General features: G+C 76.4%; 6 protein-coding genes. All 6 read right to left on the bottom strand.

What is annotated here, in order from left to right:
- Positions 1-29: 29 nt before the first annotated feature.
- The 6 genes from H181DRAFT_RS12370 to H181DRAFT_RS12345 are packed head-to-tail and all read right to left on the bottom strand — an operon-like array spanning position 30 to position 24,931.
- Positions 30-2,705, bottom strand: a complete 2,676-nt coding sequence (locus tag H181DRAFT_RS12370) for an amino acid adenylation domain-containing protein (protein WP_052708565.1) — start codon at positions 2,703-2,705, stop codon at positions 30-32.
- Positions 2,699-3,496, bottom strand: a complete 798-nt coding sequence (locus H181DRAFT_RS12365; protein ID WP_158715435.1) for a thioesterase II family protein — start codon at positions 3,494-3,496, stop codon at positions 2,699-2,701. Before H181DRAFT_RS12365 ends, H181DRAFT_RS12370 begins: the two co-directional genes overlap by 7 nt.
- Positions 3,497-3,510: 14 nt before the next feature.
- The gene (fabD, locus tag H181DRAFT_RS12360; RefSeq protein ID WP_052708564.1) at positions 3,511-4,458 is read right to left on the bottom strand and encodes an ACP S-malonyltransferase; all 948 of its coding nucleotides are present in this window, start codon (positions 4,456-4,458) and stop codon (positions 3,511-3,513) included.
- Positions 4,455-10,490, bottom strand: a complete 6,036-nt coding sequence (locus H181DRAFT_RS12355) for a condensation domain-containing protein (RefSeq protein ID WP_045864460.1) — start codon at positions 10,488-10,490, stop codon at positions 4,455-4,457. Before H181DRAFT_RS12355 ends, fabD begins: the two co-directional genes overlap by 4 nt.
- Positions 10,487-18,385 (bottom strand): non-ribosomal peptide synthetase, encoded by a 7,899-nt coding sequence (locus H181DRAFT_RS12350; protein WP_045864459.1) that lies wholly within the window; start codon positions 18,383-18,385, stop codon positions 10,487-10,489. Before H181DRAFT_RS12350 ends, H181DRAFT_RS12355 begins: the two co-directional genes overlap by 4 nt.
- A gap of 9 nt (positions 18,386-18,394) precedes the next feature.
- Positions 18,395-24,931 carry an SDR family NAD(P)-dependent oxidoreductase gene (locus tag H181DRAFT_RS12345; protein ID WP_052708563.1) on the bottom strand — a complete coding sequence of 2,179 codons (6,537 nt, stop codon included), beginning with the start codon at positions 24,929-24,931 and terminating at the stop codon, positions 18,395-18,397.
- Between the last annotated feature and the right edge of the window lie 3 nt (positions 24,932-24,934).

Below are 24,934 nucleotides of genomic sequence, written 5' to 3'. Positions count from 1 at the left end.
CGGCGTGCTCACAGTCTGTCATATCCCGTTCACCGCACTCCAGTTGGCGCCGGGCCGGGCCGGCTGGTCAGCGTCGCGCCCGAGCCCTCCGCGGGGGAGCCGGCCTCCACCGCGAACGTGCTGTCGCGGCGGAGCGCTCCGGCCCACTCCCGGACCTCGGCGGCGTCCTGGCCGGGCCCCGGGGTGACGGAGATCCGTACGGCCAGTCCGCGCCGGAGGGCGTCCGCCACGGCGTCGGCGAGCGCGGCACGCGGTGTCTGCCCGCCGTCGCCTGCCGCGGGGCCCGCGCCGGTCCCGCCGTCGGCGCCTGTCGCAGTCTCCTCGAGGGACGCGAGCCGGGCGTGGTCGACCTTGCCGTTCGCGGTGACCGGCAGGGCGTCGGTCAGGACCAGGCTCTGCGGGACCATGTACGAGGGCACCGACTGCCGCAGCGCGTCCAGCAGTTCGCCCCGTACGAGCCGCGTGCCGCGTGCCAGCGCCTCGGGCCGCAGCGCGACGTGGGCCGTCAGCCGGGGCCGCCCGTCGGACTCACGCACGACCGAGGCGACCGCGCGCCGCACCGCGGGGAGCCGGTCCAGCACGGACTCGATCTCGCCCAGCTCGATCCGGTGCCCCCTGATCTTGACCTGCCGGTCCTTGCGCCCCATGAACTCGATCGTGCCGTCGGTCCGCCACATGCCCATGTCGCCCGTGCGGTAGACGCGTTCGCCGAGCTTCTCGTGGACGGGGAACCGGGCCGCCGTCTGCGCCTCGTCGCCGGCGTATCCGCGTGCGAGCCCTCGGCCGGCGATGTGCAGCTCGCCCTCCTGGCCCACCGGCAGCGGACGTCCCTCGTCGTCGAGGACGTGGAAGAACTGGCCGCGCAGCGGACGTCCGTACGGGATGCTCCGCCAGTGCGCCGGGACGGTGCCGACCGGGTAGCAGATGGACCAGATCGCGGCCTCCGTCGCCCCTCCCGCGCTCACCACCCGCACCCCGGGCACCAGGGCACGCAGCCTGTCCGGCAGCGTCACCGGGATCCAGTCGCCGGACAGCAGGACGCAGCGCAGCGAGGCCAGTTGACGGGCGGCGGCGGCCGGATCGGCGTCGGCCAGGTCGAGCAGCATCTGCATCAGCGCCGGTGCCGTGTTCCAGAAGGTGACGCGGTGCCGCTCGATCAGGTCCATCCAGTGCTGCGGGTCCTGCTCGCCGCCCGGTTCGGGGAGCACGAGGGCGCCGCCCGCGCCGAGCACGCCGAACACGTCGTACACGGAGAGGTCGAAGCTGAGCGCCGACAGGCCGAGCACGCGGTCGTCCGGGCCGATGGCGAGGCGGTCGGTGATGTCGTCCACGGTGACGCGGGCGGCGGCGTGGTCCACGACGACGCCCTTCGGCTCGCCGGTCGAACCGGAGGTGAAGATCGTGTACGCGGGGGAGTCCGGGTCGGCGCGGGGAGCCCCGGCTTCTGCGGCGGACGGGACGTCCCCCTCGCCCGCCGTGCCCTCGTCCAGCACCAACGGGACCACATCCGCGGGGAGTTCGGCGGACCCGCCGGCGGGGACGAGAGCGTGCCCGATACCGGCCCGGCGGCACACGGCCGCGATACGCGTACCGGGCCAGGAGACGTCCACCGGGACGTAGACGGCGCCGTGCCGTGCGACGCCCGTCACCGCGGCGATCTGCTCGAACCCCTTGGGGAGCGCCACCGCGACGGAGCTTCCCCGCCGCACTCCCGCCTCCCGGAGCAGGCCCGCGACGTGCGCCGCCCGCGCGGCCAGTTCGCCGTGGGTGAGGGCGTCCGAGGGGCCGAGGAGGGCGGGCGCGTGCGGGGTGCGCACCGCGGCGGCCCTGAGCGGGCCGTCGAGCAGCGGCCCCGCGTCCGGGAACGGGCGTACGGTCAGCGGTTCCTGGAACGCGAAGGTGGGGTCCCAGCCCAGGTCGGGGCGGAGCCACGCCTCCGGGTCGCCGGCGAGGACCGACAGCAGCCGTCCGAAGGCGGCGCCGAGGCCCGTCGCCAGCGGCGCGTCACCCGGCGTCCCCGTGGCGCCGCGGGACTCCCAACGGGCCCCCGGCCGGGGCCCGTCGAGGTCCAGGACGAGACCCAGGACGGCCCCGCCACCGGCGTCCAGCCGGAACCTGACGGCGCTTCCGCCGGACCGCAGCGCGGCGGACGGGGCGGGTGCCGCGCTGCGCAGCTCCCGCGCGTACGCCGCGAAGCCTTCCCAGCGGAGCAGGTCCGGTACGGGGACCCGCGCGGTACCGGCGGACGGCTGCTCCGCCTCCACGCCGAGGCCGCCGGTGCCGCACGTCCAGCGCGCGGCGGCCAGTACGACTGCCGCGAACAGCGCCTCCTCGCGGGTCAGTTCGGCGGCCTCCGCGCGCGAGGTGAAGCGCGCGAGGAGGTCGCCGGGGAGCGGGACCGGCGGGTCCGCGGCGGGTGCCGCGGGAGAGGAGGACGGGGCGGCGGCCGGAGGGCTGTCCGCGCGGGCGAGCAGCGCACCGAGCGTCCGCACCGAACCCCCGCCGAGCAGGCGGCGCACCGACAGGTCGGCGTCGCCGTACGCGCGGAGCCGGTGGCGCAGCAGTGTCGCCGAGCCGGGCTCCAGGCCGAGTTCCGTCAGCGGGCGTCCGGTGTCGATCTGCTGCGCGTCCACGCCGAGGACGGCCGCGAGCTCGCCGGCCAGCAGTGCGGTGGGGGAATCGGCGGGAGAAGGGGAAGTCACCATGCCTCCAGGGCGGTCGGTTCTCGTGCTCCGGACGGACGCGGACCGGCGTCCGCGGCACCCGCCAGCGCCCGGCGGGCCTCCGCCGCGATCACCGCGGCTGTCTCCTGCGGCCGCTCGGAGAGGTAGAAGTGGTGGCCCGGCAGGAGGCGCAGTCCCAGGAAGGCGGGGCTGAGGCCCGCCCATGCGGCCAGCCTGTCCGGGGAGACGAGGGGGTCGTCCCGCCCGCCGAGCACGGACAGCGGCACCGGCGGCACCGGCTCCCGCGCGGCGGGGCCCCAGGTCTCCGTGACCTTCAGGTCGGCGCGGAGCACCGGCTCCACCAGCGCCCACAGGACGTCGTCGCCGAGCACGGCGTCCGGGGTGCCGCCGAGCAGCCCGACGGTCCGGCGCAGCTCGGCGGACGGCAGCAGGTGCCGCCGTACGCCGCCGCCGTCCGGGCGGGGCACGCCGCGGGCCGACATCCCCAGCCAGCGGGGCAGGGGCAGCCCGGCGTCGCGGATGCGCAGCGTCAGGCCGTGGGCGAGCAGCGCGCCCATGCTGTGGCCGAAGAACGCGTAGGGACGGTCGAGCCACAGCAGCAGTTCGTCGAGGATCCTGGCGACGAGAGCGGCCGGATCCTCGAGCGGCTTCTCGTGGCCGAGCCTGCCCCGCCCCGGCGCGTCGACGAGGCAGACCTCCCAGTCCGCGGGGAGGGCACGGGCCAGCGGACGGTAGGTGTGATGCGACCCGCCGGCGTGGTGGAACACGAACAGCCGCAGCCGGGGCTCGGCCACGGGGCGGGGACGGCTCACGGCACCTGTCACGGTCACCGCGTCCCGGCGGACGCGACTGCCCGCGTGCGCTCGTGCGGGGGCGGCGAGCCGTCCGGGCCGGGGGACGGCGTGCCGCGTTCCCGGCGCTCAGCGACGATGCGCCGCACCATGCCGGTCAGGACGGTGCTGCCACCCACCTCCACGAACCGCGGCGCCTCCCCGGCGGCCCGGCCGAGCAGGTACTCCACCGACTCCGTCCAGCGCACGGGGTGGTCGATCTGGGCGGTGAGGGTGGCCGCCAGCTCCTCGAACCGGTGCGGGCGGCCGGTCGTGTTGGCTATCACCGGGAACCGCGGGGCGCGGAAGGGCGTGGCGGCCAGCAGCGGGCCCAACTCCTGTGCGGCGACGCTCATATGAGGCGAGTGGAACGGCCCGCTCACCGGCAGCCGGCGTGCCATCCGCGCGCCCGCGTCCTCCAGGATCAGCTCCATCATCTCCAAGTCGTCGCGGGGACCGGCGAGTACGAGCTGGTCGGGGGAGTTGAGGTTGGCGAGGTGCACGGAGCCGAACCCGGAGCGGTGCAGCAGGAAGCGCAGCAGCGTCTCCTTCAGGCCGACGACGACGCTCAGGCCTCCGCCCGTCACCGCCGCCATGGCCTCCGCCCGCGCCGCCACGAGCCTCAGCCCCTCGGAGAAGGTGAACACCCCTGCCGCGGCAAGGGCGTTGTACTCGCCGAGGCTGTGTCCCAGGGCCGCGTCGGGGGCGCGCTCCTCCTCCAGCAGGGCCCTGTGGGCGAGGGCGTTCACCACGTACACGGCGGGCTGGGTGTAGCGCGTGTCGTCCAGCTGGCCGTCCCGGCCGCCGGTCAGGCAGAGTTCGCGGACCGAGTAGCCGAGCACGTCGTCGGCCTCCTCGGTCAGCGCCGGGAAGCGGTCGAACAACTCGCCGCCCATTCCCGGCCGTTGACTGCCCTGGCCGGCGAACATGTGCACCGTCGTCATGCGGGGTCCTCCGTACGCGCGATACGTGCGGCGAGCAGTCCGGCGAGTTCCGCCGCGTGGTCGTGGGAGAGCAGGCTGATGTGGTTGCCGGGAACCTCCTCGACGGTCACCAGGGAGCAGTGGTCCTCCCAGCCCATGCACCGCCGCGCGTAGTAGGCGTCGGACGCGTCGAAGGCGCTGCCCCGGCCGAAGTCGGTCTCGGCAGCCCGCAGGACGAGCAGCGGGCCCGGGTACGGCCCCGGACGGTACGACTCGACGGCCCCGAGGGTCTCCCGCAGCAGCGCGAAGGGGTCCGGTCCGCCGCCGCCCATCCAGGCGGCGACCTGGGCGAGTTCGTCGAGGTACTCGTCCGGGGCGAGGCCGGCCACGTCGTCACCGGGGCCCATGCCGCTCCCGGTGCCGCTCTCCGTGCCGCTCCGCGTCGCCGGCTCCTCGGCTGCGCTGCCGCGGGAGCGGTCGTACGCCTCGACCTGCCGCAGGAAGCTGCCGTCGGCCTCCGTGTCGGTGGTCCGGCCCGTGGGGGCGGCGGCGTCCAGCATGACGACGAGGTCAGGGGCCCGGCCCTCGGCATGCAGCACACGCGCCAGCTCGTACGCGATGACGCCGCCTCCGGAGAACCCGCCGAGCACGATCCGCTCGCCCTCCGCGGGCTCCGGCAGCGCCTGCGCGTACGAGCGCGCGAGTTCCTCCACAGTGCGGGCCGGCACGTCGCCGGGCAGTGCCGTGCGCGGGTCCTGGACGCCGACCAGGCGGGCGGGGCCGGGGAACTGCGCGGCGAGCCCGCCGTAGCAGGCGACCTGCCCGCCCGGCGGGTGCACGAGGTACACCGTCACCGGCGGACCGCCGTCTCCGGGTTCCGGGTCGCGCAGGGGCACCAGCGGCGCCGCCGCCGGGTCCTGCCCGTCCGGCGGTGTGCCGGTGCGCCGCTCGGCGACGAGGGCCGCCAGAGCGCCCGCCACCGGGTGCCGCACCAGGTCGCCCAGTGTCAGCGACGGCGCACCCCGGTCGGCGAGTGCCTTCAGCAGCCGGACCGAGAGCAGCGAATGGCCGCCCAGGGCGTAGAAGTTGTCGCCCGCGGCGACGTCCTCGACGCCCAGCACCTCCCGGAAGGCCGCCCGTACGACGTCGGCGTCCTGCCCGGAGGCGGGCCACGCAGCGGTGCCGTCCGCGGCGGGGACCTCGGCCGCGCGGCGCGGGGCGACGCGGGGAAGCTCGTCGTCGCCGACGCCTCCTACCAGGTCCAGCACCGTCAGTTCTTCGGGCGCGTCGGCGAGCCGGCTCAGACACCGCCCCCACAGCCGGGCCAGCCGCTCCGCGTCCGCCGCGTCCACCCGGCTGCCGTCCGCCACGAACTCGGTGACGAAGGCGCCGGGCCGGCGGTGCGCGACGGCGGTCACGGCGTAACCGGTACGGGCGCCCGCGGCGGTGGGTACTCCCACGTCGCATCCGGCCGCGGCGAGCCGCTCGCCGACTCCGCCGAGGGACGCCGGGTAGTTCTCCACCACGAGAAGGCTGTCGAACAGCGGCTCCCGGCCCGGCAGGCGGGCCCACCCGTGGACCTGACCCGCGCTCACCCACTCGACGTCCTGCAGGTCGAGCGCTGCTTCCCGGGCCCGCACCAGCAGGTCGGCGACCCGGTCTCCGGGGTCGACGGCGAGGTCGAGGGGGAGGGTGGTGGCGAGCATCCCGGGGATGCCCCGCACCCCTTCGGGGCCGTCGGCCCGGCCCGACATCGTCACGCCCAGCCGGGACCGCCTCGCCTGTCCGCCTCCGGCGCAGCGCCACAGCAGCGCCGCCCACACCGCCTGCAGGACGTTGCTCTCCGTCGCCGCGTGCCGGGCCGCCCAGACCCGCAGCGCGTCCACCGTCGCCGCCGGCAACTCCGAGCGTGCCTGGGCGGGTTCGGTCCCGGAGGCGGCCGGGAGGGGGCCCGCCGGGCGGGACAGGCCGGGCAGAGCCGCCGCGTCCGCGCCGTTCAGGCGGCCCTCGAAGTAGGCGCGGGCCTGCTCCTCGTCGCGGCCGGCGACCCACGTGGCGTGGTCGCGTGCGTCGGGGCGGTGCGGCGCGGTCTCCTCCGGGCCGGTGCCGTCGAGGTACGCCTCGTAGAGCTGCTCCAGCAGCAGCGCGACGCTCCATCCGTCGAGGAGCGCGTGGTGGAAGGTCATCAGGAGGCGGTGCCGTCCGTCCTCGGGGCGCACCGTCAGACGCAGCAGCGGCTCCCCGGGCGCGAAGCCGCGGTCGCGTTCGGCGCGCACGACCTCCTCCCACGCCGGCCCGTCCGCGCTCGCGCCGGGGAGCCGGGCGAGCGGCGGCGTGCAGTCCGGTGCGGCGGAGAGACGGGGCGTCGCGCCGTCCACCAGGCGGGCCCGCAGCACGAGGTGGCGGCGCAGCAGCACCTGCCAGGCGCGGTCGAACCGCTCGGCGTCGAACGCGCCGCCCCACCACCAGTGGAACTGCTCCACGTGCTGACCGGGCACGGACGCCGCGAGAGCCTCCGCGACCACGCCGAGCTGCTGCGGGGTGAGGGGCCACTCGACCGTTCCGGGCGCCGCCGCGCCGGGCTCCGCCTCCGCACGTGTCCAGTCCGTGACCGCCGGCGCGATCGCCATGCCGTTCTCCGGTCCGGAGACGGGAGCGGACTCGCCGTGCGGCGCGGCGAGTTCGGCGAGGACGCCGTGCACCTGCGAGCAGAGCGCCCGGACGCTGTCGCCGTCGAGCCCGTCACTGGGCGAGGGCGACCAGACGACGCCGAACCGCAGCCGCCCGTCGCGCACCACGGCGTACAGCTCGGCAGGGTGCAGGCGCGGTGCGTCCGGTGAACGGTCGCCGCCCGGGGGAGGGGCCGGGGCGAGCAGCCCGGAGTCCACCAGCCGGTCGGTCTGGCCGAGGTAGTTGAACGAGACCAGGGCGGGCGGCACGGCCGCCAGCTCGGCGCGCACGGCGGGATCCGGCGACAGCCACCGGTACGTCGGACAGCCCGCGTGAGCGGTGCGCGCGGCCAGCGCCGGCGCGATCTCGCGCAGGTACGTCTCCGGCCCGGCCTCGCGGGGCCCGCTGAGGACCACGGGCTCCACGGACGTCAGCCAGCCCACGGTCCTGGACAGGTCGGTCGGTGCGAGCGGCTCCGGGCCCGGTTCGGACGCGCTGTCCGGCCGGCCGTGCGTCTCCACGTCCAGTGTCACCAGCCGGCATCCGCGCCACCGGGCGAGCGCCAGCGCCACGGAGCCGGTGAGGACGGTGTGGACGGGAAGGCCGGACCGCCGCGGCACGTCGGTGAGGAGCAGCCGGGTCTCCCTCTCGCCCAGGGCGAACTCCTCGTGTCGGGCGGCGCTTTCGGGCCCCGGCAGTGCGGACGCGAGCAGCCCGTCGCACTCGTGCCTGACCTGGACCACCGACCGCCAGTAGGCAGCGCCCCGCGGGTCCCGCGCCGCTCGTGCGAGCAGCGCGGCCCAGGCGCGCTCCCCGGTGGCCTCGGGGGGAAGCCGGGGCAGCTCGCCCTCGGCGAGCGCCGCGAGCGCGGTGTCGAGGTCGGCCAGGACGATGCCCCACGAGACGGCGTCCATCACCAAGTGGTGTGCGGTCAGCCGCAGTTCGCCTCCCGAGTCTCCGTCGCGCACCAGCAGGGCGCGCAGGGCGCGGCCCGCGGCGGGGTCGAGCCCGCGCTGCACGGCCTGCCACTGCTGTTCCGCTTCGGCTTCACCGCCGTCCGCGACGGTGAGCATCTCGCGGGCGTCCCGGCCCGTGGGCGCGGGGCCGGGGCGCACCTCGTGGCCGTCCCCCGACTCCTGGACGCGGCAGGTGAGCGCGGGGTGCGCGTCGGCGACGGACTGCAGGGCCAGCCGCAGCAGCAGCGGATCGACGGGACGGCGCAGCCGCACCGCGACGGACAGGTTCCAGTGCCCGCGGCCCTCGGTGATCCGCTCGAAGAACCAGGACTGCACGGGGGACAGGGCGGGCGCGGCCTCGGCCGCGGGGAGGGAGGGCGCCGGAGCGGCGGCCGTCGGCGCCGGGCCGCCCTCCGCGCCGGTGTCCTCGGCGCGGCGCTCGGTGAGCAGCAGGGCCAGTGCCCGCGGCGTCGGGTTGCGGAAGACGTCGCGGGCGGAGAGCCGGTGGCCCGCCTTGCGCAGCCTGGTCACGAGCTGCACGACGACGATCGAGTCGCCGCCCGCGGCGAAGAAGTCGGTCTGCTCCGGCAGGGTCGCCGCGTCTCCCTCCGGTTCCGGTTCCGGGAGCAGAGCCGCCCATCCGGCGAGGCACGCGGACAGGACGTCCTCGTCGGCGGTCGCGGCCCTACCGGCGGTCCCGACGGCCTCGTCGGCCTGCTCCGCGCGGCAGGCGCCGCCGGACTCCCGCCCGGCGGACGGCACTTCACCGCTCTCCGGGTGGCTCCCGCCGGTCCCGGACACCCCGGGTGCCTCGTGCGTCTCGACGGCCTCGTGCGTCTCGGGGGGCTCGGGTTCGGCTCGTTCGGCCCGCGGTGTGCCGGGTCCCGCGTCGGACCGCAGGGCGCTGCCGAGCACCTCGGACACCGGGTCTCCCGGCCGTGCGGCGAGCGCCGCGGCCACGGCGGCGATCTCCTCGGAGATGCGCACCGCGGAGCTCTTGTCGAACCGTTCGCGGTCGTACTTGAGCTGGCCGCGGATGTCGCCGTCGCGCTCCACCAGGGTGAGGTTGACGTGCCCCACGCCCGGCTGCTGGATCCCCTCGTCGATCCGCGCCCGCAGGCCCGGGGACACGTCGCCGTCCGAGTCGCCGTGCCAGTGCTGGAAGGCGAAGGGGCAGGTGAACGGGGAGCCGTCCTCGGGGTCCGGGCCGTCGTCGAGGAGTTCGGCGATGCGGGGGAACGGCAGCGCCGCGTGGTCGAGGCAGGCGGCCAGCTCGGCACGCACGCCGCGGACGTAGTCCCCGGCGGCGACCGCCGTGCCCGTGTCTCCCGCGGGCAGCGGTGAGCGGACGGGAAGCATGTTGGTGAGGTAGCCGACCGTGCGGTCGAATCGGGGGTCGTGCCGCATGGCCGCGGGGGTGCCCACGGCCAGCCGCCGCGGGTCGTGGCGGCCGAGGACCAGCAGGTACGCGGAGAGCAGCACCGCGAAGACGCTGGTGCGGCTCTGTGCCGCGAAGGCCTGCAACGCGGCGGTGCGTGCGGGGCCGAACCGCACGGGCACGTGGCCGGGTTCACGCGTGCGCACCGTGGTCCCGGGCCGGTCGAAGGGCAGCAGGGGGGCGCCGGTCACCCCGGTGACCCGCTCACGCCAGAAGTCCGTGAGCCGCTGCTCGGCCGCGGCGGCGTCCGCGGCACGTGCGGCCGCGTAGACCTCGAACGGCGCCCCGGCGGGCTGGAGACCGGCGGGAGCCTCCCCCGTGGCGGCGGACGGAGTCCGGGCGCCGGCCTCGTCCTCCGCCGGAGCCCCGGCCTCGCCCCCCGCTTCCCGGTACAGCGCCCACAGGTCCTGCAGCACGACGACCGACGAGTGCCCGTCGAAAACCAAGTGGTGTACGAGCAGGAGGAGATGGTGATGGTCGGGGGCGTGCGAAAAGAGCACCGCGCGCAGCACGGCCCGCTCCGGGTCGAGCGGACGGGCCGCCTCCGCGGCCACCACCTGTGCCGGGGCGCTGGGCGGCGCTCCGGCGGCCGTCCCTTGACGCACCTCCAGCCGCGGCACGTCCGGCGCGGGGGCGAGCACCGGGCCGCGCGGGTCTCCGGCGACGCGGGTCGCGAGGATCGGGTGGCGGTCCGTCAGCGCGTCGAAGGCAGCCGCGAGACGGCGGGTGTCGAGTGGGCCGCGCAGCTCCACCGCCACCGGGATGTCGTACAGACCGGCCTCCGGGTCCAGCCGGTGCAGGAAGAGCAGGCCCCGCTGTTCCGGGGTCAGGGGGGTCCCGGCCCGTCCGGACGGTCGCGCGGACGCGGAGGCGTCGCCGCGCGTCCCGGCGCCTCCGCCCTTGCGGAGCAGGGATTTCAGCAGCTCACGCTTGGCCTCGACGGAGCCGTCAGCGTTGCCGTTGGTGAAGGTGCTCGACGGTGCGCTCATGAGTCCTCGGCGGATCGGGGGGCGGCTGCGTGCCGCGCCAGCAGGGCGTCCAGGGTGGATTCGTCCAGGAGGTCGACGGCCTCGTCGGACAGCACCGGGGGCTCCGGTGCCGGCGTGGCCGTTCCCGTACCGAAAGCGGAGCGGGCGAGGACCCCGAGGACGGGTTCGGCGTAGAGCTCCGTGAGCGTCGGGGCGCTGCCGCCCTCCCCGGCGATCGAGTGCGCGATCCGGACCAGCCGCAGGCTGTCCACGCCCAGGGCGATGAGGTCGGTGTCCTCGTCGAGCCGCCGCGCGTCGAGACCCGTCTCCCTGACGACGATCGCGGTGAGCCGGGTGAGAGCCGTGGACCCGTCGGTTGCGGGCTCCGGAGCGGAGTCAGCCCGGCCTGTGCCCGTCGCGGAGTTCTCCGTCTCCGTGCCGACCGCTTCGGGTGCGGTGCCGCGGCCGGACGCTCGTCGGGCGGGGGCGATGGTGGGTCCGGCGCCGGTGGGCCCGGCACTCTTGGGCCCGGCACCCTTGGGCTCGGCGCCGGTGGGCTCGGTGGCGACCGGCGTGGCGGGCAGCGCAGCCCGGAGGGGCGCGGCGCTCTCCGCGGGCCACGGCGCGTCCGCACCGTCGAGCCACCCCGCGGGCAGATCCGGCCCGGCTTCCGCGCCGGTGTCGTCGGCGCGGACGAACAGACCGCCGGCCGCGGAGAGTTGCCGGGCCGCCTCCGCCGCCAGGCCGCGCAGGGCACGGACGGCGCCTTCGCCCGTGGTGGCCACCACGGCCGCCCGGCGGTCCCTCACTCGCCGGCGGCGCAGGGCGGCGGCGACGGTGTGCAGGTGCGGCCGCTCCCGATCCAGGTGGTCGGCGAGCTGCCGGGCATGACGGGCGAGTTCAGCGGGTGCGTCCGCGCTGAGCGCGAGCGTCACGGGCCCGGCCGGGTCGCGGCCCGCGTCGCGCAGCGGCGGTGCCTCCAGCACCACACTGACGTAACCTCCCGTGCCCGCGAAGCTGTTGAGCAGCACGCGGCGCTGCGCGGGCCAGGGCTCCACGTCCGTGACGATCCGCACCCGGCCGCCGCCGGCGGCCGCCGCGGGGTCGGCCGCGACCGTCGGCAGCAACCGGTCCTGTCTGAACTGGGCCAGCACTTTGGCCAGTTGACCGAAGGCCGAGGCCGCCTCCATGTGGCCGAGGGCGCCCTTGACCGAGCCGACCGGGACGGGCTGCCCGTCGTGGCCGAACACCCGTCCCAGCACGTCGAGTTCGAGAGCGTCAGCGAGTGCGGCCCCGGTCGCCGACGACTCGACGTATCCGATGTCGGCGGCGGCGACCCCGGCGTCCGTGAGCGCCGCCCGCACCGTCTCCTCCTGCAGCGGCGGGCCGGGCATCCCGTACGCGCGGGTCGTGCCGGAGTGCCGGGAGGCACCGCCCCGCAGGACGGCGTGCACCGGGTCGCCGTCCGCCAGCGCCCGCTCCAGCGGCTTGAGCAGCACGGCGCCCACGCCCTCGCCCGGTATCCAGCCGTCCGAACTCCCGGAGAAGGGACGGGAGTCGGCGGACTCCGCGAGGAGCCCCGAGTCGGCGAGGAACTGCAGGTGCGAGCCGTCGAGGACGAGGTTCACGCCGGCCGCCACGGCCGTGCCGCACTGGCCGCCGCGCACCGCCCGCAGCGCCGCCTCGACGGCGGCGAGCCCCGAGGCGCAGCCCGAGTCGAGCACGAGGCTCGTGCCGTGGAAGTCGAAGGCGTGGGAGACGCGGTGCGCGAGGCCGGTCGACGTCGGTTCGGCTCCCGAGCCGCCGCCGTCGCCTGCGCCGGACCGGTTCCGTCCGTGGTCGTGCCACATCGCGCCGGTGAAGACGCCGACGGGCCCGGCCGCCGACAGTTCCCCGGGACGTGCCGCGGCGTTCTCGATGCAGGCGCGTACGGCGGCGAGCAGCAGATGCTCCTGCGGGTCGACGGCGGCGGCCTGCTCGCGGCTGATTCCCGTCTCCGCCGGTTCGTACCGGGACACGTCCGGCAGGTAGGCGCCCACCGTCGCGCCGCCCCGGCTCGTGCTGGGCGCGGGCGACGGCTCCCGGCCCGGCGGCGGGGCGCCGATGGCGCTGCCGCCGGAGGCGAGCAGCCGGCCGAGACCGGCGACGCTGTCGGCCGGGTCGGTGCCCGGCAGCAGCGCGGCGAACCCGATGACCGCGACGGCGGAAAGCGGTGCCCCTGACGGGCGGCCGCCGCCGCGTCCGCGCTCCGGCCTCGCATTCGCGGCCGCCCCCGTCGCGAGGTCCCCGGCCGGTGCGTTCGGTGCGGCCGGTACGGCCGGGCCGCGATCCGGAGCGCCGTCCGCGCCCGGGCCGTCGGGTGCAGAAGCGCTCGCCCCGGCGGATGCGGAAGCGTCCGCGCCGTCCGCGGCGGAGTCCGCCTCGGGCAGCGCACCGCCCCACAGGGAGACCACGAGCTCCTGGCCGTCGTCGAGGTCGAAGTGCTCCCGCACCGACGCGAAGTCCATGTCCCCGATGGGGCACAGGCCCATCCCGAGCCCGTCGGCACGCTCGATCGCGGCCTGGCACATGTGCCCCGCCTCCACCGCGGTGTAGCGGGTGCCCAGCGCCCGGCCGTACGCGGGCTCGATGGCCCTGGGGGTGGAGACGAGGAAGAAGCCGATGGCGGCACTGGCGAACAGGGGCCGGTTGTAGCGGACTTGGGACTGCTCGTCGAGCACCTCGCCATCCGTCAGCGGTACGAGGGAACGCCCGGCCGGGTCCAGGTAGTACACCCCGGCGTCGACTCCCGCCACCCGCCCGGGCTTGACGTACACGTACACCTGGACCGGGTAGAAGCCGCCGGCCGACGGGTACGGGCGCCGGGTGCCGTGCTCCGGCCCCAACTCCGTGAAGGTGGCGGCCAGTTGAGACATGCGCCGGAGCGGCAGCGGTTCCGCGGAGAATTCGCGCACCGACCCCGCCGCCGCGGCGGGACGGCCCCCGTCCTCCAGCTCCAGGGGGACACGGGGATGCGAGGCGGCGAACCGGCGGAGCGAGCGCCGCTCCGCCTTGAAGGCGGCCTTGGCCTCCGGGTCGAGAGCGACGCTCACGTCCGGCGCACCGTCGTCCGCTCCGGAACCGGCCGCACAGTCCGCGGGTACGGCGAGGCCCTCGGCCACGCCGCGCGCGGTCGGCCGCGTCACCAGCAGGTCCACGGGCACCCTGGCGCCGTAGCGCTGCTCGATCGCCCTGGCCAGCCGGATCATGGTGAACGACGTGGCGCCGAGCGCGAACAGGTCGGCGTCCGGGTCCACGGACGCGCAGTTCAGCAGGGATGCCGCGAGGGCGGCCACCGCCTCGCCGCCGGGGCCGCCCGAGGACGTGCTGTCCACGCTCGCGCCGGTCTCCTCCTGTCCGCCCGCCGCGGCCGCGTCCGGCCCGGCGGCAGCGTCCTGTCCGGCGGCAGGGCCGGGTCCGGTGGACGGCGGGGCCGCGCCGGGCCCGTCCGCCCCGGGAGGGGCGTCGAGCAGCCGGGTCGCCGCCGCCCGGTCGAGCTTGCCGTTGGTGGTGAGCGGCAGCGCGTCGGTGAAGACCAGCCGCGACGGGATCAGATGGGCGGGCAGCGTACGCGCCAGGGACTCCCGCAGGGTCGCCGTGTCAACGGGGGACGCGCCCTCACCGACGCACACCGCGGCCAGCTGCGGGTCGTCGCCCGCCGGTCCGCGCCAGGGCAGTACCCGTGCCTGCACGACGCCCGGCTCGGCGAGCAGCGCCGCCTCGATCTCACCCGCCTCGACCCGCAGCCCGCGGATCTTGAACTGGTCGTCCTCACGCCCGAGGTAGTGCAGGACGCCGTCGGCGTCGACCTGCCCCAGATCGCCGGTGCGGTACAGCCGGCCGTCCCCGCCCCGCGCCCACGGCGGCAGCACGAAGCGCTGCGCCTCCTCCTCGGGCCTGCGGTGGTAGCCGAGGCCGACCGCGGGGCCGCCGACGCAGATCTCACCGGGCTCCCCTTCGCCGACGGGCCGCAACTCCCCGTCCAGCAGGTGGATGACGGTGTTGTCGATCGGCCCGCCGAGCGGCACGTCGGTGCCCGCCCAGCCGGGCGGCACCGCCCAGTGCGTGACGTCGACGGCGGCCTCCGTGGGGCCGTACAGGTTGTGCAGCGCGACGCCGGGCAGCACGCTCTGGAAGGCCCGTACCGTGGGCGAGGGCAGCGCCTCGCCGCTGGCCAGGACCAACCGCAGCGCGTCCGCCCGCGCGGCGGCGGGCTCGTCCAGGAAGAGCGAGAGCATCGACGGCACGAAGTGCGCGACCGTCACCCCCTGCTCCCTGAACCACCGCGCCAGATACGCGGGGGAGCGGTGCCCGTCGGGCTCCGCCACGACGACGGACGCCCCGGCGAGCAGCGGCCAGAAGAACTCCCAGACGGACACGTCGAAGCCGTACGGCGTCTTCTGCGCGACCCTGTCGTCCCGGCCGAGGCGGAACGTCTGCTGCGCCCAGTTCAGCCGGTTCGACACCCCACGGTGGGAGTTGGGGCAGCCCTTGGGGACGCCCGTGGTGCCCGAGGTGTAGATCATGTACGCCGGGTCCCCGGGCCCTGCCAGGGGGTCCAACGGGCCTTCCCCGTACGTCCGGTAGGCATCCCCGGTGGAGTCGAGGACCACGACGGGTGCGGCGGCCCCGTCCAGGTTCGCCCGGCAGCGCGCGTCGGTGAGGACGAGCGAGGGCTCGCAGTCCGCGGCGAGCAGCCGGGTGCGGGCCGCCGGGTTGGCGGGGTCCAGCGGCACGTACGCCCCGCCTGCCCGCACCACGGCGAGCAGCGCCGTCACCAGGTCCGCCGACCGTTCCATGTGCACCGCCACCCTGTCGCCCGCGTTCCGCACGCCGTTGGCGCGGAGGAAGCGGGCGAGCCGGGCGCTGCGGGCGCCGAGTTCGCGGTAGCTCAGCTCCCCCTGCCCGGAGACCAGGGCGAGCCGGTCGCCGTGCTCGGCGAAGGACCGCTCCAGACGGTCGGCGAGCGTCAGCTCCGGGGAGAAGTCGCGCACCGGGCCGGACAGGGGCGACTGGCGGGCGCCGGTGCCGACTCCGGCTACTGTCCCGGCTTCGGCTCCGATTCTTGTTCCCGTCCCGATGCCCGTCCCGATTCCCGTCCCGATTCCGGTCTCGGGTGTTCCGCCGTCGGCCAGCCGCCGCAGCGCCTCGGCGTAGTCGGCGAAGAGGGAGTCGAGCAGGCCGTCGGGCAGGGAGTCCTCGCGTACGTCCCACTGGCAGACCAGGGTGTCCCCGACGAACATCGGCACGTGGTCGACGGCGACGCCCGAGGTGCGGGACTGGCTGTGCCGCAGCTCCACCCCCTCCAGCCCGTCCGGCTGCTCCGAGGGGAGGCGCGTGAAGACGACGGGGAAGGGCGGGACGGCGCCAGGGCGCCGCTGCGAGCGGGCACGGGCCGCCGCCAGCCCGTCGGCGACCGCCGACCTGTCGAGGTCGGCGCGCAGACGCTCGGCGACGGCGCGCACCCGGGGGCCGAACGCGCCGGGCAGAGCGTCGTCCACGACCAGCCAGCTCAGCCTGGTGAAGTCGCCGACCAGCCGCTCGGCGCCGGGCGGATCGGCGGGCCGGTCCCAGGAGACCACCACGACGGTGAACGGTTCGCCCGGTGCGCAGGCCCGGCGCCACACGTCGCAGTAGACGGTGAGCAGCACGACGTCGAGCGGCACCCCCCACTCTTCGGCCCGCTCCCGCAGTGCCCGCCAGCGCGGTACGTCGAGGCGCCGGTGCTCGCTCCGGGCCCCGGCCGGCACCGGGGCGCGGCGTGCGGGAGCGGGCCCGTCCGGCACCTCCGCGAGGCGGGTGTGCCAGGCGTCGCGCGCGGCCCCGGCCGCCGCGCCGCGCCCCGCGGCCTCCCGGGCCCGCAGGAACGCCGCGAAGGAGACGGGCTGTTCGCCGAGTACGTCCTCGGGTGCCTCACCGGCGTGCAGCGCGAACAGCTGCTGGAACAGCAGGGCCACCGCGCGGGCGTCGGCGACCAGGGCGTCCAGCAGCACGTGCAGCACGACGGAGCCGTCCGGCAGCGCGCTGGTCTCCAGGTGCCACAGAGGGCCGCCCTCCAGCGGAAGGGGCGTGGCGGCCAGCCGGACGCGCCGTTCACTCTCGGCGCGGCGGGCCTCCTCGGGCGCCAGACGCGTCAGATCGTTGTGGGGGATGCGGGGGAGGGCCGGGTCGCGCGGCGCCTCACGAACCGTCAGCGTCCCGTCCTCGGCGATCTCGGAACGCAGCGCAGGGTGGCGCCGCACGAGCAGCCGCCACGCCTCTCCCAGGCGCCGCACGTCGGGCTGGAGGAGCCGGAACTCCTGATGGACGCGGGTCTCGCCGTCGACGCCGGGCTCCGTCATGCGGCCCACGAGGTACGCGGTCTGCAGAGACGTCAACGGCAGGCCCGCCGCGGCGCCCTCCGCCCGCGACTTCTCCGGGGAGCCCTCCCGCGGGTCCCCGGCGGCGGGCTCCGGTGTCCCGAACAGCGCGGCGGCGTCCGCCACTTGGGCGGCCTCGCCGGGGGCCAGGCCGGCCAGGGTGTCCAGCGCCTTCGCCATCCGCGCGGCCAGCTCGTCCGGCACGCCGCCGAGCGCGTCCTCGTCGTGGTCGAGGCTGAGGTGCAGCTCGCCGTCGATCTCGTGCACCACGCATTCGAGCCGTACGCCCGGAGTGCGGGTCCGGCCCGCGGAGGTGCTCGCGGCGGCGGCCCAGACCCCGTCGTCCTCGCCGCCGTCGCCCAGCGTGCCCAGCATGCTGGTGAAGACGTACGGCGGTGCGCCCGGGTCGTCGCCGGTGTGCGCCGCGCGTTCCCGCAGCGCCCGCACCCCGCTGACGGAGCTGCGCTCCAGGTCCGCCCAGAGCTGCTTGCGCACCGCCCCGACCAGCGCGGGCAGAGGCCCTGCCGGCGGTGGTGCGAGGAAGACCGACGTGGACACGAACGGGCCGACGACGCGGGGGACGTCGGGGTGCAGCGGCATCCGGTTGTACGTGGTGATCACCAGCGGGACCGGGTCGCCAGCTCCCGCTTCCGAGGCCGGCACGACGTCCGCGAGCAGGCTCCCGAACAGGGTGAGCAGCAGGGCGGACGGGGTGGCGCCCAGGTCCGAGGCGTGCGAGACGACCCGCCGCCAGCGGTCGGCGGGAAGGCGCACCGTGCGCCGCCCCCGCTCCCGAGCGCGTCCCGGCCGCCCGGCGCCGCCGCCGGTCGCGGCCGCCGGAATGCGCACTCCGGCGAGCTTCTCCCGCCAGTAGGCCAGCGCCGCCCCGGTCCGTGCCGGGTTCTCGCGGGCCCGTACGGCCTCGACGTACTCGCGGAAACCGAAGCCGGGCGCCGGGGCGACCGGCCCCCCGCGGTACAGGGCGTACCACCGGCGCAGCAGCAGCGGGACGCTCGGGCCGTCCACCACCAGTTCGTCGAGCGCCAGATGCACCCGGGCCCGGCCGCCGGGAAGCCAGGCCGCCTCGACGGCGAACAGCGGCCCGGCGTGGACGTCGAAAGGCGTCCCCTGGACGTGCTCGCGCAGCTGTGCCAGCGTCTCGTCGCGGGAGCCGGACGCGGCGGAGCGCAGGTCGGTGACCGGCAGCCGGTGGCGGGCGACCTCGGGGAGGATCGCCTGCCGCCCGTCCGGCAGGATCCTGGCGCGGAGCATCCCCGTCTCGGCGACGAGCCTGTTCCAGGAGTCCTCCATCGCCGCCAGGGCGTCACGGCCGTCGTCCTCGAACTCCACGTCGAACTCGACGTAGATCCTCGCGGCCGAGCCGGGATCCAGGAACCGGCCCACGTAGTAGGCCTCCTGCATGTCGGTGAGCGGGAAGGCGTCCTCCGGTGCCGCGGGTCCGGTACCGCCGGACGACGCCGGGGCCGTACGCGCGCTGTCGGATCGGGTCGGCTGCACTGCGGCTCCTCAGGAGTGGTGGCGGAGGGGGTCGGAGGACGGGGCCGCGCTGTCCGGGCCGTGACCCGTGCGGGACGCCGGGGAGGGCGGTGCGCCGATGCGGGCGGCGATCGCGGAGAGCGGGGCGTCTCCGCCCAGCAGGTCCAGCGGCAGCTCGACGTCGAACTCCTCCTCCGCCGCGAAGCGCAGGCTCATCAGGTTCAGCGAGTCCATGCCCAGCTCGATCAGCGAGTTCTCCGGTGCGATGCCGCGCTGCGGATCGGGGATGCGGCCGCGCACGAGACCCAGGAGGCGCGCGAGAACGCCGTCGTCGGGGGCGGCGGACGTATCCGGTCCGGCAGGCTCGGCGGGTGCGTCGGGCGCGGCGGGGCGTTCCTCCCGCGTGGTCCCCGCCGCATCCCGGCGCGCCTGCTCCGGCTCCGGGACCGGTACCGGTTCCGGCTCCGGGACCGGTACGGGCAGCGATGGCTGCAGCGGCGTGGCCGGAGCACCGGCGGCCGTGGCCGCGGCGGGTGCCGGGCCGTCAGGGGCCGCCGCGTCCACCCAGATCCGGCGGCGCAGGAAGACCGACGGGGGCAGCGGCACGATGCGTCCCGCGTCGACCAGCGTGTGCCACCGCACCGGAACGCCCTGCGCCCACAGGCGGCCCACCCGCCCGTACTCGCCGGCGGTCCACAGCGCGGTCAGGTAGTCGCGCAGCGCCGGGTCGTCCGGGAAGGACTCGGCGTCCGCGGTGTGCGACCGCACGTCGTTCACGTGCACCCCCGCCGGGAGCCGCGCACCGGCGCGGGCCCCGGCCGAGGCCACGGCCGTCAGGGCGTCGGCGAGTTCCCGTGCGGATCGCGCGGTGCAGGCCAGACGGCAGGGCTGTTCGGCACGCCCGCTGCGCAGCGTGTAGGCGAGATCGTGCAGGTCGGTGCCCGGACCCGGCCCGGCGGTGTCGTCCAGCCAGGCCGCGAACCGCCCGGCGAGAGCGGCCAGATGCTGAGGCGTCGGCGCCTGGAGCAGGACGAGCGCCGCCGCGCCCTCGGGGCGGGCCGCGCCGCCGGGCCGTGGTGCGCCGTGCCAGGCGGGGTCGTACTCCTCGACCACGGCGTGCGTGTTCACGCCGCCCGCGCCGAAGGAGCTGACTCCGGCCCTGCGGGGCGTTCCGGCCGGTGCGGTTCCGCCCTGTCCGCCGGGCTCTCCCGGAGCGGCCGGAGCGGGCCAGGGGGCGTGCCCGGTGGACAGCGCGAAGGGCCCCGACGAGAGGTCCAGCGCGGGGTTGACGTCGTCGGCGTGCAGCGTCGGCAGCAGCTCGCGGTGGCGCAGCTGGAGGACGGTCTTGGTCAGCGCCGCCAGTCCGGCCACGGACTCGCCGTGCCCGATCTGCGACTTGACCGAGCCGAGCGCGATCGGCGCCGCCCCGGTCCCGGCCCGCTCGCCGAAGACCTCGGTGAGGGCGGCCACTTCGATCGGGTCGCCCAGCTCGGTGCCGGTGCCGTGCGCCTCGATCAGGCCGACGGTGGAGGGGTCCACACCGGCCTGCTCCAGCGCCCGCCGCAGGACCCGGGCCTGCGCCCGCGGGCTGGGCGCGGTGTAGCCGTGCGAGCGTCCCGCGTGGCCGACGGCCGTGCCGCGGATCACGGCGTACACCTGGTCCCCGTCGGCCAGGGCGCGCTCCAGCGGCTTGACGACGACGGCGCCGACGCCCTCGCCCGGTCCGAATCCGGTGCCCCCGCTGCCGAACGAGCGGCAGCGGCCGTCGGGGGAGAGGAAGCCGAACTCCTTCAGCAGCATCAGACGGGACGGGTGCAGATACAGGTTGACGCCGCCGACGAGGGCCGCCGCGCACTCGCCGTGCTCGACGGCCCGGGCCGCCAGGTGCAGCGCGGTCAGCGAGGACGAGCAGGCGGTGTCGACCGGCTGGCTGGGGCCCCTCAGGTCGAGCAGGTACGACAGCCGGTTCGCGATGCTCCAGTAGTGCCCGGCGGGAACGGTCCGGTTGCCCAGGCCCCAGGTCTCGACGCCCACTTTCTGGTAGTCGCTGGAGGTGACGCCGACGAATACGCCGACGCTGCGGGGCTCGCCCGCAGCGTCCCGCAGGGAGTCGAGACGCTCGCCGAGTGCTCCCGCGTCCTCCAGCGCCTCGACGGCGGTCTCCAGGAACAGCCGCTCCTGCGGATCCACGAGCGCCGACTCGTACGTGCTCAGACCGAAGAACTCGGGGTCGAAACGGTCGACTCCGGTGAGGAAGTGCCCGCGTACGCCGTCGGTGCTCCCGGCGGTCCCGGCGGCGTCCCAGCGGTCCGCGGGTACCGGTCCCGAGGTGTCGCGTCCTTCGCGGAGGTTGGCTGCGAACGCGGAGAGGTCGGGGGCGTCCGGGTAGCGGCCGCTCATGCCGACGACGGCGAGCGCCCCGGCGGACCGACGCGGACTCACCCCGGCAGCCGGAGAGGCGGTGCCGGGGGAAGGTGAGGAGGCCGCCGTGGGGGCGGGGGGAGCCGGAGCGGGCTCATCGGCGGCCTCCCGCGTTCCCGTGCGGGCCGCCGCGGAACCGGCCGTCTCCCTGCCCGAACGCTCAGCGGCCAGCGCGGCGACCTCGTCGAGCGAGTCGGCCGCGAAGATCTCGGTGGGCTCCACCCGGGCATGGGACTCGGCGAGCCTGGCGGAGAGCGCCCGCAGCGTCAGCGAGTCGAAGCCGAGGGTCTGCAGCGATGCCCCCATGCGTACCGCGGACTCCGGCACGCCCGTCACGTCGGCCACTGCCCGCCGCACCAGACCGGACGCGGCAGCGCCGGATGCCGCCGGGACGGTTTCGGAGCGCGCGGGCGCTTCGGACGACGCGGCCGGTGCGGAGGGTGCGGCCGGTGCGGAAGCCGTCCTCCCGGAGGCGGGTTCGGCGCCCTGTACGCCTGCGGAGTGCGAGGGGCGCGGGCCGTCCGCTCCGGAGGGTTCTGCGGAAGGCAGTGCCGCGGTCGGCCGGCCGAGGACGGCGAAGGCGTCCAGCGACCTCTCCCACCTCTCCCGCTCGCCGTGGAAGACCGCCACGGCCGGCACCGTGTCCGGCAGGCGCAGCAGCGCGTCGAGCGCGGCGAACCCGGGCCCGGCGGGCAGGGGTTCGGCGCCCGTGCGCTCGCGCATGGTGGTCAGCACCGCGTCCGGCACCGACATGCCGCCGTCCCGCCACAGCGGCCAGCCGATCGACAGCGTCCGTCCGGAGCGTTCGCCGCGCGCCACGGCGTCGCGCCGCTCCTCGGCGAAGCCGTCCAGGAAGCCGTTGCCGGTCGCGTAGTCGGACTGGCCGAGGTTGCCGACGGTGCCCGACAGCGACGCGAAGAGCACGAAGACGTCCAGGCCGAGTCCGGCCGTCGCGGCGTCGAGCGCCCGGGCCCCCAGAGCCTTCGGCGAGATGACGGCGTCCGCGTCGGCGGGCCGCTTCTTGACGAGGTAGGCGTCGCGGAGCGTGCCCGCGGCGTGGAAGACGCCGTGCAGCGCGCCCTCCGTGGCGAGGACGTTCTCGACCAGGCCGCGTACGGCGGTCTCGTCGGTGACGTCCACCGGCACGTAGCGCGCGGCGGAACCCAGGCCGGCGAGCGCCGCACGGTCCGCGTCCGTGAGGGAGGCTTCCGGCCTCCTGCCGCAGAGGACGACTCGTGCGCCATGACCCTCGATGAGGTGGCGCGCCGTCAGCACGCCGAGTCCGCCGAGCCCGCCGGTGACCAGATGCGTCGTGCCGCGGCGCAGCGGGGACGGCGCCGCGGGGGCCGTGGCCGGGGCGTCGAGGCGGCTGAGCAGGCGGCGCCCGCGGTGGCCGGGCCGCAGTTCCAAGATCCGGCCGGACTGCGGTGCGCGGTCCGCGCACTCCGCGGCCAGCAGGTCCGCGCGGTCGGCGGTGAGACGGTCCACGCGCACGGCGCGGCCGGTCAGACGCGGGTTCTCGTGGGCCAGCGTCTGGACGAAGCCCGCCGCGGCGAGCGCCGCGGTCCGCTCCTCGGCCACGGCGACCAGGTGGACGTGGCGTTTCCACAGGCGGGTGAGGAGTTCACGCACCGCTCCGAACAGCGGCGTCCACCACGGGGCCGGGGCGTTTCCGGCGAGGGGCACGAGCAGGGTGACGGGTTCGCCCGCCGGGTACGCCGCGGGGTCGGCCGCGTCCTCGACGGGCTCGCCGCCGGTGCCCACGAGCCGCACCGGCCCGGTCCAGGCGGCGGCGAGGGCGGACCGCAGGTCCTCCGGGCCGTCCGGGCCGCCGGGTGCCCGCGTGCCGGGCGGCGGTGCCAGGAGCAGCAGGGTGCCGGGAGCTTCCGCCGCCGGACCGGCGGGCTGCGGCAGCCACTGCGGAACGTAGAGGCTGACGCCGGGCAGCTCCGGCGGGCCGCCCGCGTCCCGGCCGTCCCGTGCCGCGGGCCAGGCGGCGGCTCCCGGGTCCACGGGATCCCCGAGGGGGCGGGCACCGTTCACGTGGTCGCTGCCGTGAGTCACCTGGTCCCTCCCATGAGCGGATTCCGCACCGCGCGGACCTGCTGCCGCGCCGCCGTCGGGCACGGTCACGCCGTCCGGGCCGGGCGTGCCCACCGGAGCGGGGTCCGCAGCCGCGGCCTCCTCGACCCAGTACCGGTCCGAGGCCAGGACGGAGCCGGGCAGCGCCACCGCGCGGGGGCCTCCCGCCGGATGGATCCGCCGCCAGTCGACGTCGTGCTGCTGCGCGTAGAGCCGGCCGAGAGCCAGCAGGTCGTCGCGGGACGCCCGGGTGCGCGACGACAGCCGCTCGTAGAGGCGCTCCAGCAGCGGCTGCTGGGCCTGCCTGACACGGTCGCCCTCGGCGCCGTCCGCCGTGGAGGCCGCCCACTGCTCGTCGGGCCGCCCCGCCGCGAACGCGTCGAGCAGGGAACGCAGTTCGGCGCGGTCGTGGGCGACCACCGCGAGCCTGGCCGGACCGTGGGACCGTCCGAGCGCGAGGGTGCGGGCCACCTCGTGGACTCCGGCACCGCTGCCCGGGCCCGCCAGCCACGCCGCCAGGGCACGGGACTGGGCGGTGAGCAGATCGCGGCGCCGCGCCGACAGCACGACGAGCGCCGGGCCCGTGGCGGTGTCCGGTTCGCGAGCCGGCGGTGCCTCGACCACGACGTGCGCGTTGGTGCCGCTCAGCCCGAACGAGCTGACCGCCGCCCGCCACGGCCTGCCGTTCCCGGACGGCAGCGCCTCCGGCCCGGACGCGACCCGGAACGGCCCCTGTCCGAACGGGATGCGCGGGTTGGGGTGCGTGAAGTGCAGCGACGGCGGAACCTGCCCGGAGGTGACCACCTCCAGCGCCTTGAACAGCCCCGCGAGTCCGGCGGCCGCCGAGGTGTGCCCGACGTTGCCCTTCACCGAGCCGACCGGGATGTGCCCGGCGGGCAGCCCCGCGCCGCCGAACGCCTCGTTGAGCGCGGCGATCTCGATGGGGTCCCCCAGCGGGGTGCCCGTGCCGTGGCACTCGACGTAGTCGATCGTCGCCGGGTCGATGCCGAACCTGCTGTACACGTCCCGCACCAGCGCGGCCTGCGCGCGGGGCGACGGGGCGGTCAGGCCGTTGGTGAAGCCGTCGTGGTTGACCCCCGAGGCCCGGATCACGAGCTGCACCGGGTCCCCGTCGGCCATCGCGCGCCGCAGCGTCTTCAGCATCACCACGGCGCTGCCCTCGCCGGGCACGAAGCCGTCCGCCGAGGCGTCGAAGGGACGGCAGCGGCCTGTGGGCGAGAGCATCCCGGCCTTGCTCATGAAGATGTAGGGCAACTCGGTGGTGTAGAGCGTCACTCCGCCCGCGAGCATCATGTCCGCCTCGCCCAGCCACAGGGCCTGGCAGGCCTGGTGGAGCGCCACCAGGGAGCTGGAGCACGCGGTGTCCACCGCTGTGACGGGGCCGGCGAGGTCGAGCAGGTAGGCGACCCGTGCGGCCAGGATCGACTGCGAGTTGCCCTGCATCACCTGCGGCAGCCGAGCGTGCGGGCTGGAGCGCTCGATGCGGTGGGCGTAGTCGTTGAGCATCACGCCCGCGTGGACACCGCACCGCGTCCCGGCCAGAGCCGACGGCGCGTACCCCGCGTTCTCCACGGCCCGGAAGCACTCCTGAAGGAACAACCGGGCCTGCGGGTCGGTGAGTTCGGCTTCCCGCGGAGTCATGCGGAACTGCTCGGCGTCGAACGCCGCCGCGTCCTCCACCAGACCGCCCCAGCGCGACAGCGACCTGCCCGGAGCCGCCGGGTCCGCGTCGTACCAGCGCTCCGCGGGCCAGCGTTCCGCCGGCACTTCGCGCACCGTGTCCCTGCCCTCGCGGACGACCCGGCGGAAGGCGTCGAGGTCGGGGGCTCCCGGGAACCTGGCGCTGCACCCGATGACGGCGACCGGCTCCGGCACCCCGGCAGGCTCCCCTGCCGCGACCGGCTCCTGAGCGCCGGCGGACTCCGGTGACGAGGGGGACGCGGGAGCGGCGGCGCCCGGGGTGCCGGAACGCATCAGGGCCAGGGCCTCGCTCTTCGACAGCTCGCCGGAGGCGAACCGGGCCAGGATCTCTCGGGTTTCCATGCC

The sequence above is a fragment of the Streptomyces sp. WMMB 714 genome, assembly GCF_900090125.1.
Taxonomy (GTDB): domain Bacteria; phylum Actinomycetota; class Actinomycetes; order Streptomycetales; family Streptomycetaceae; genus Streptomyces; species Streptomyces daqingensis.
Note: the sequence above shows the minus strand (reverse complement) of the source record. Positions and strands in the feature narration are given on the sequence as shown.

Coding starts and splice junctions, on each gene's coding strand:
- H181DRAFT_RS12355 (WP_045864460.1), bottom strand. CDS start 10,490: ATGAGCGCACCGTCGAGCACCTTCACCAACGGCAACGCTGACGGCTCC.
- H181DRAFT_RS12370 (WP_052708565.1), bottom strand. CDS start 2,705: ATGGTGACTTCCCCTTCTCCCGCCGATTCCCCCACCGCACTGCTGGCC.
- H181DRAFT_RS12345 (WP_052708563.1), bottom strand. CDS start 24,931: ATGGAAACCCGAGAGATCCTGGCCCGGTTCGCCTCCGGCGAGCTGTCG.
- fabD (WP_052708564.1), bottom strand. CDS start 4,458: ATGACGACGGTGCACATGTTCGCCGGCCAGGGCAGTCAACGGCCGGGA.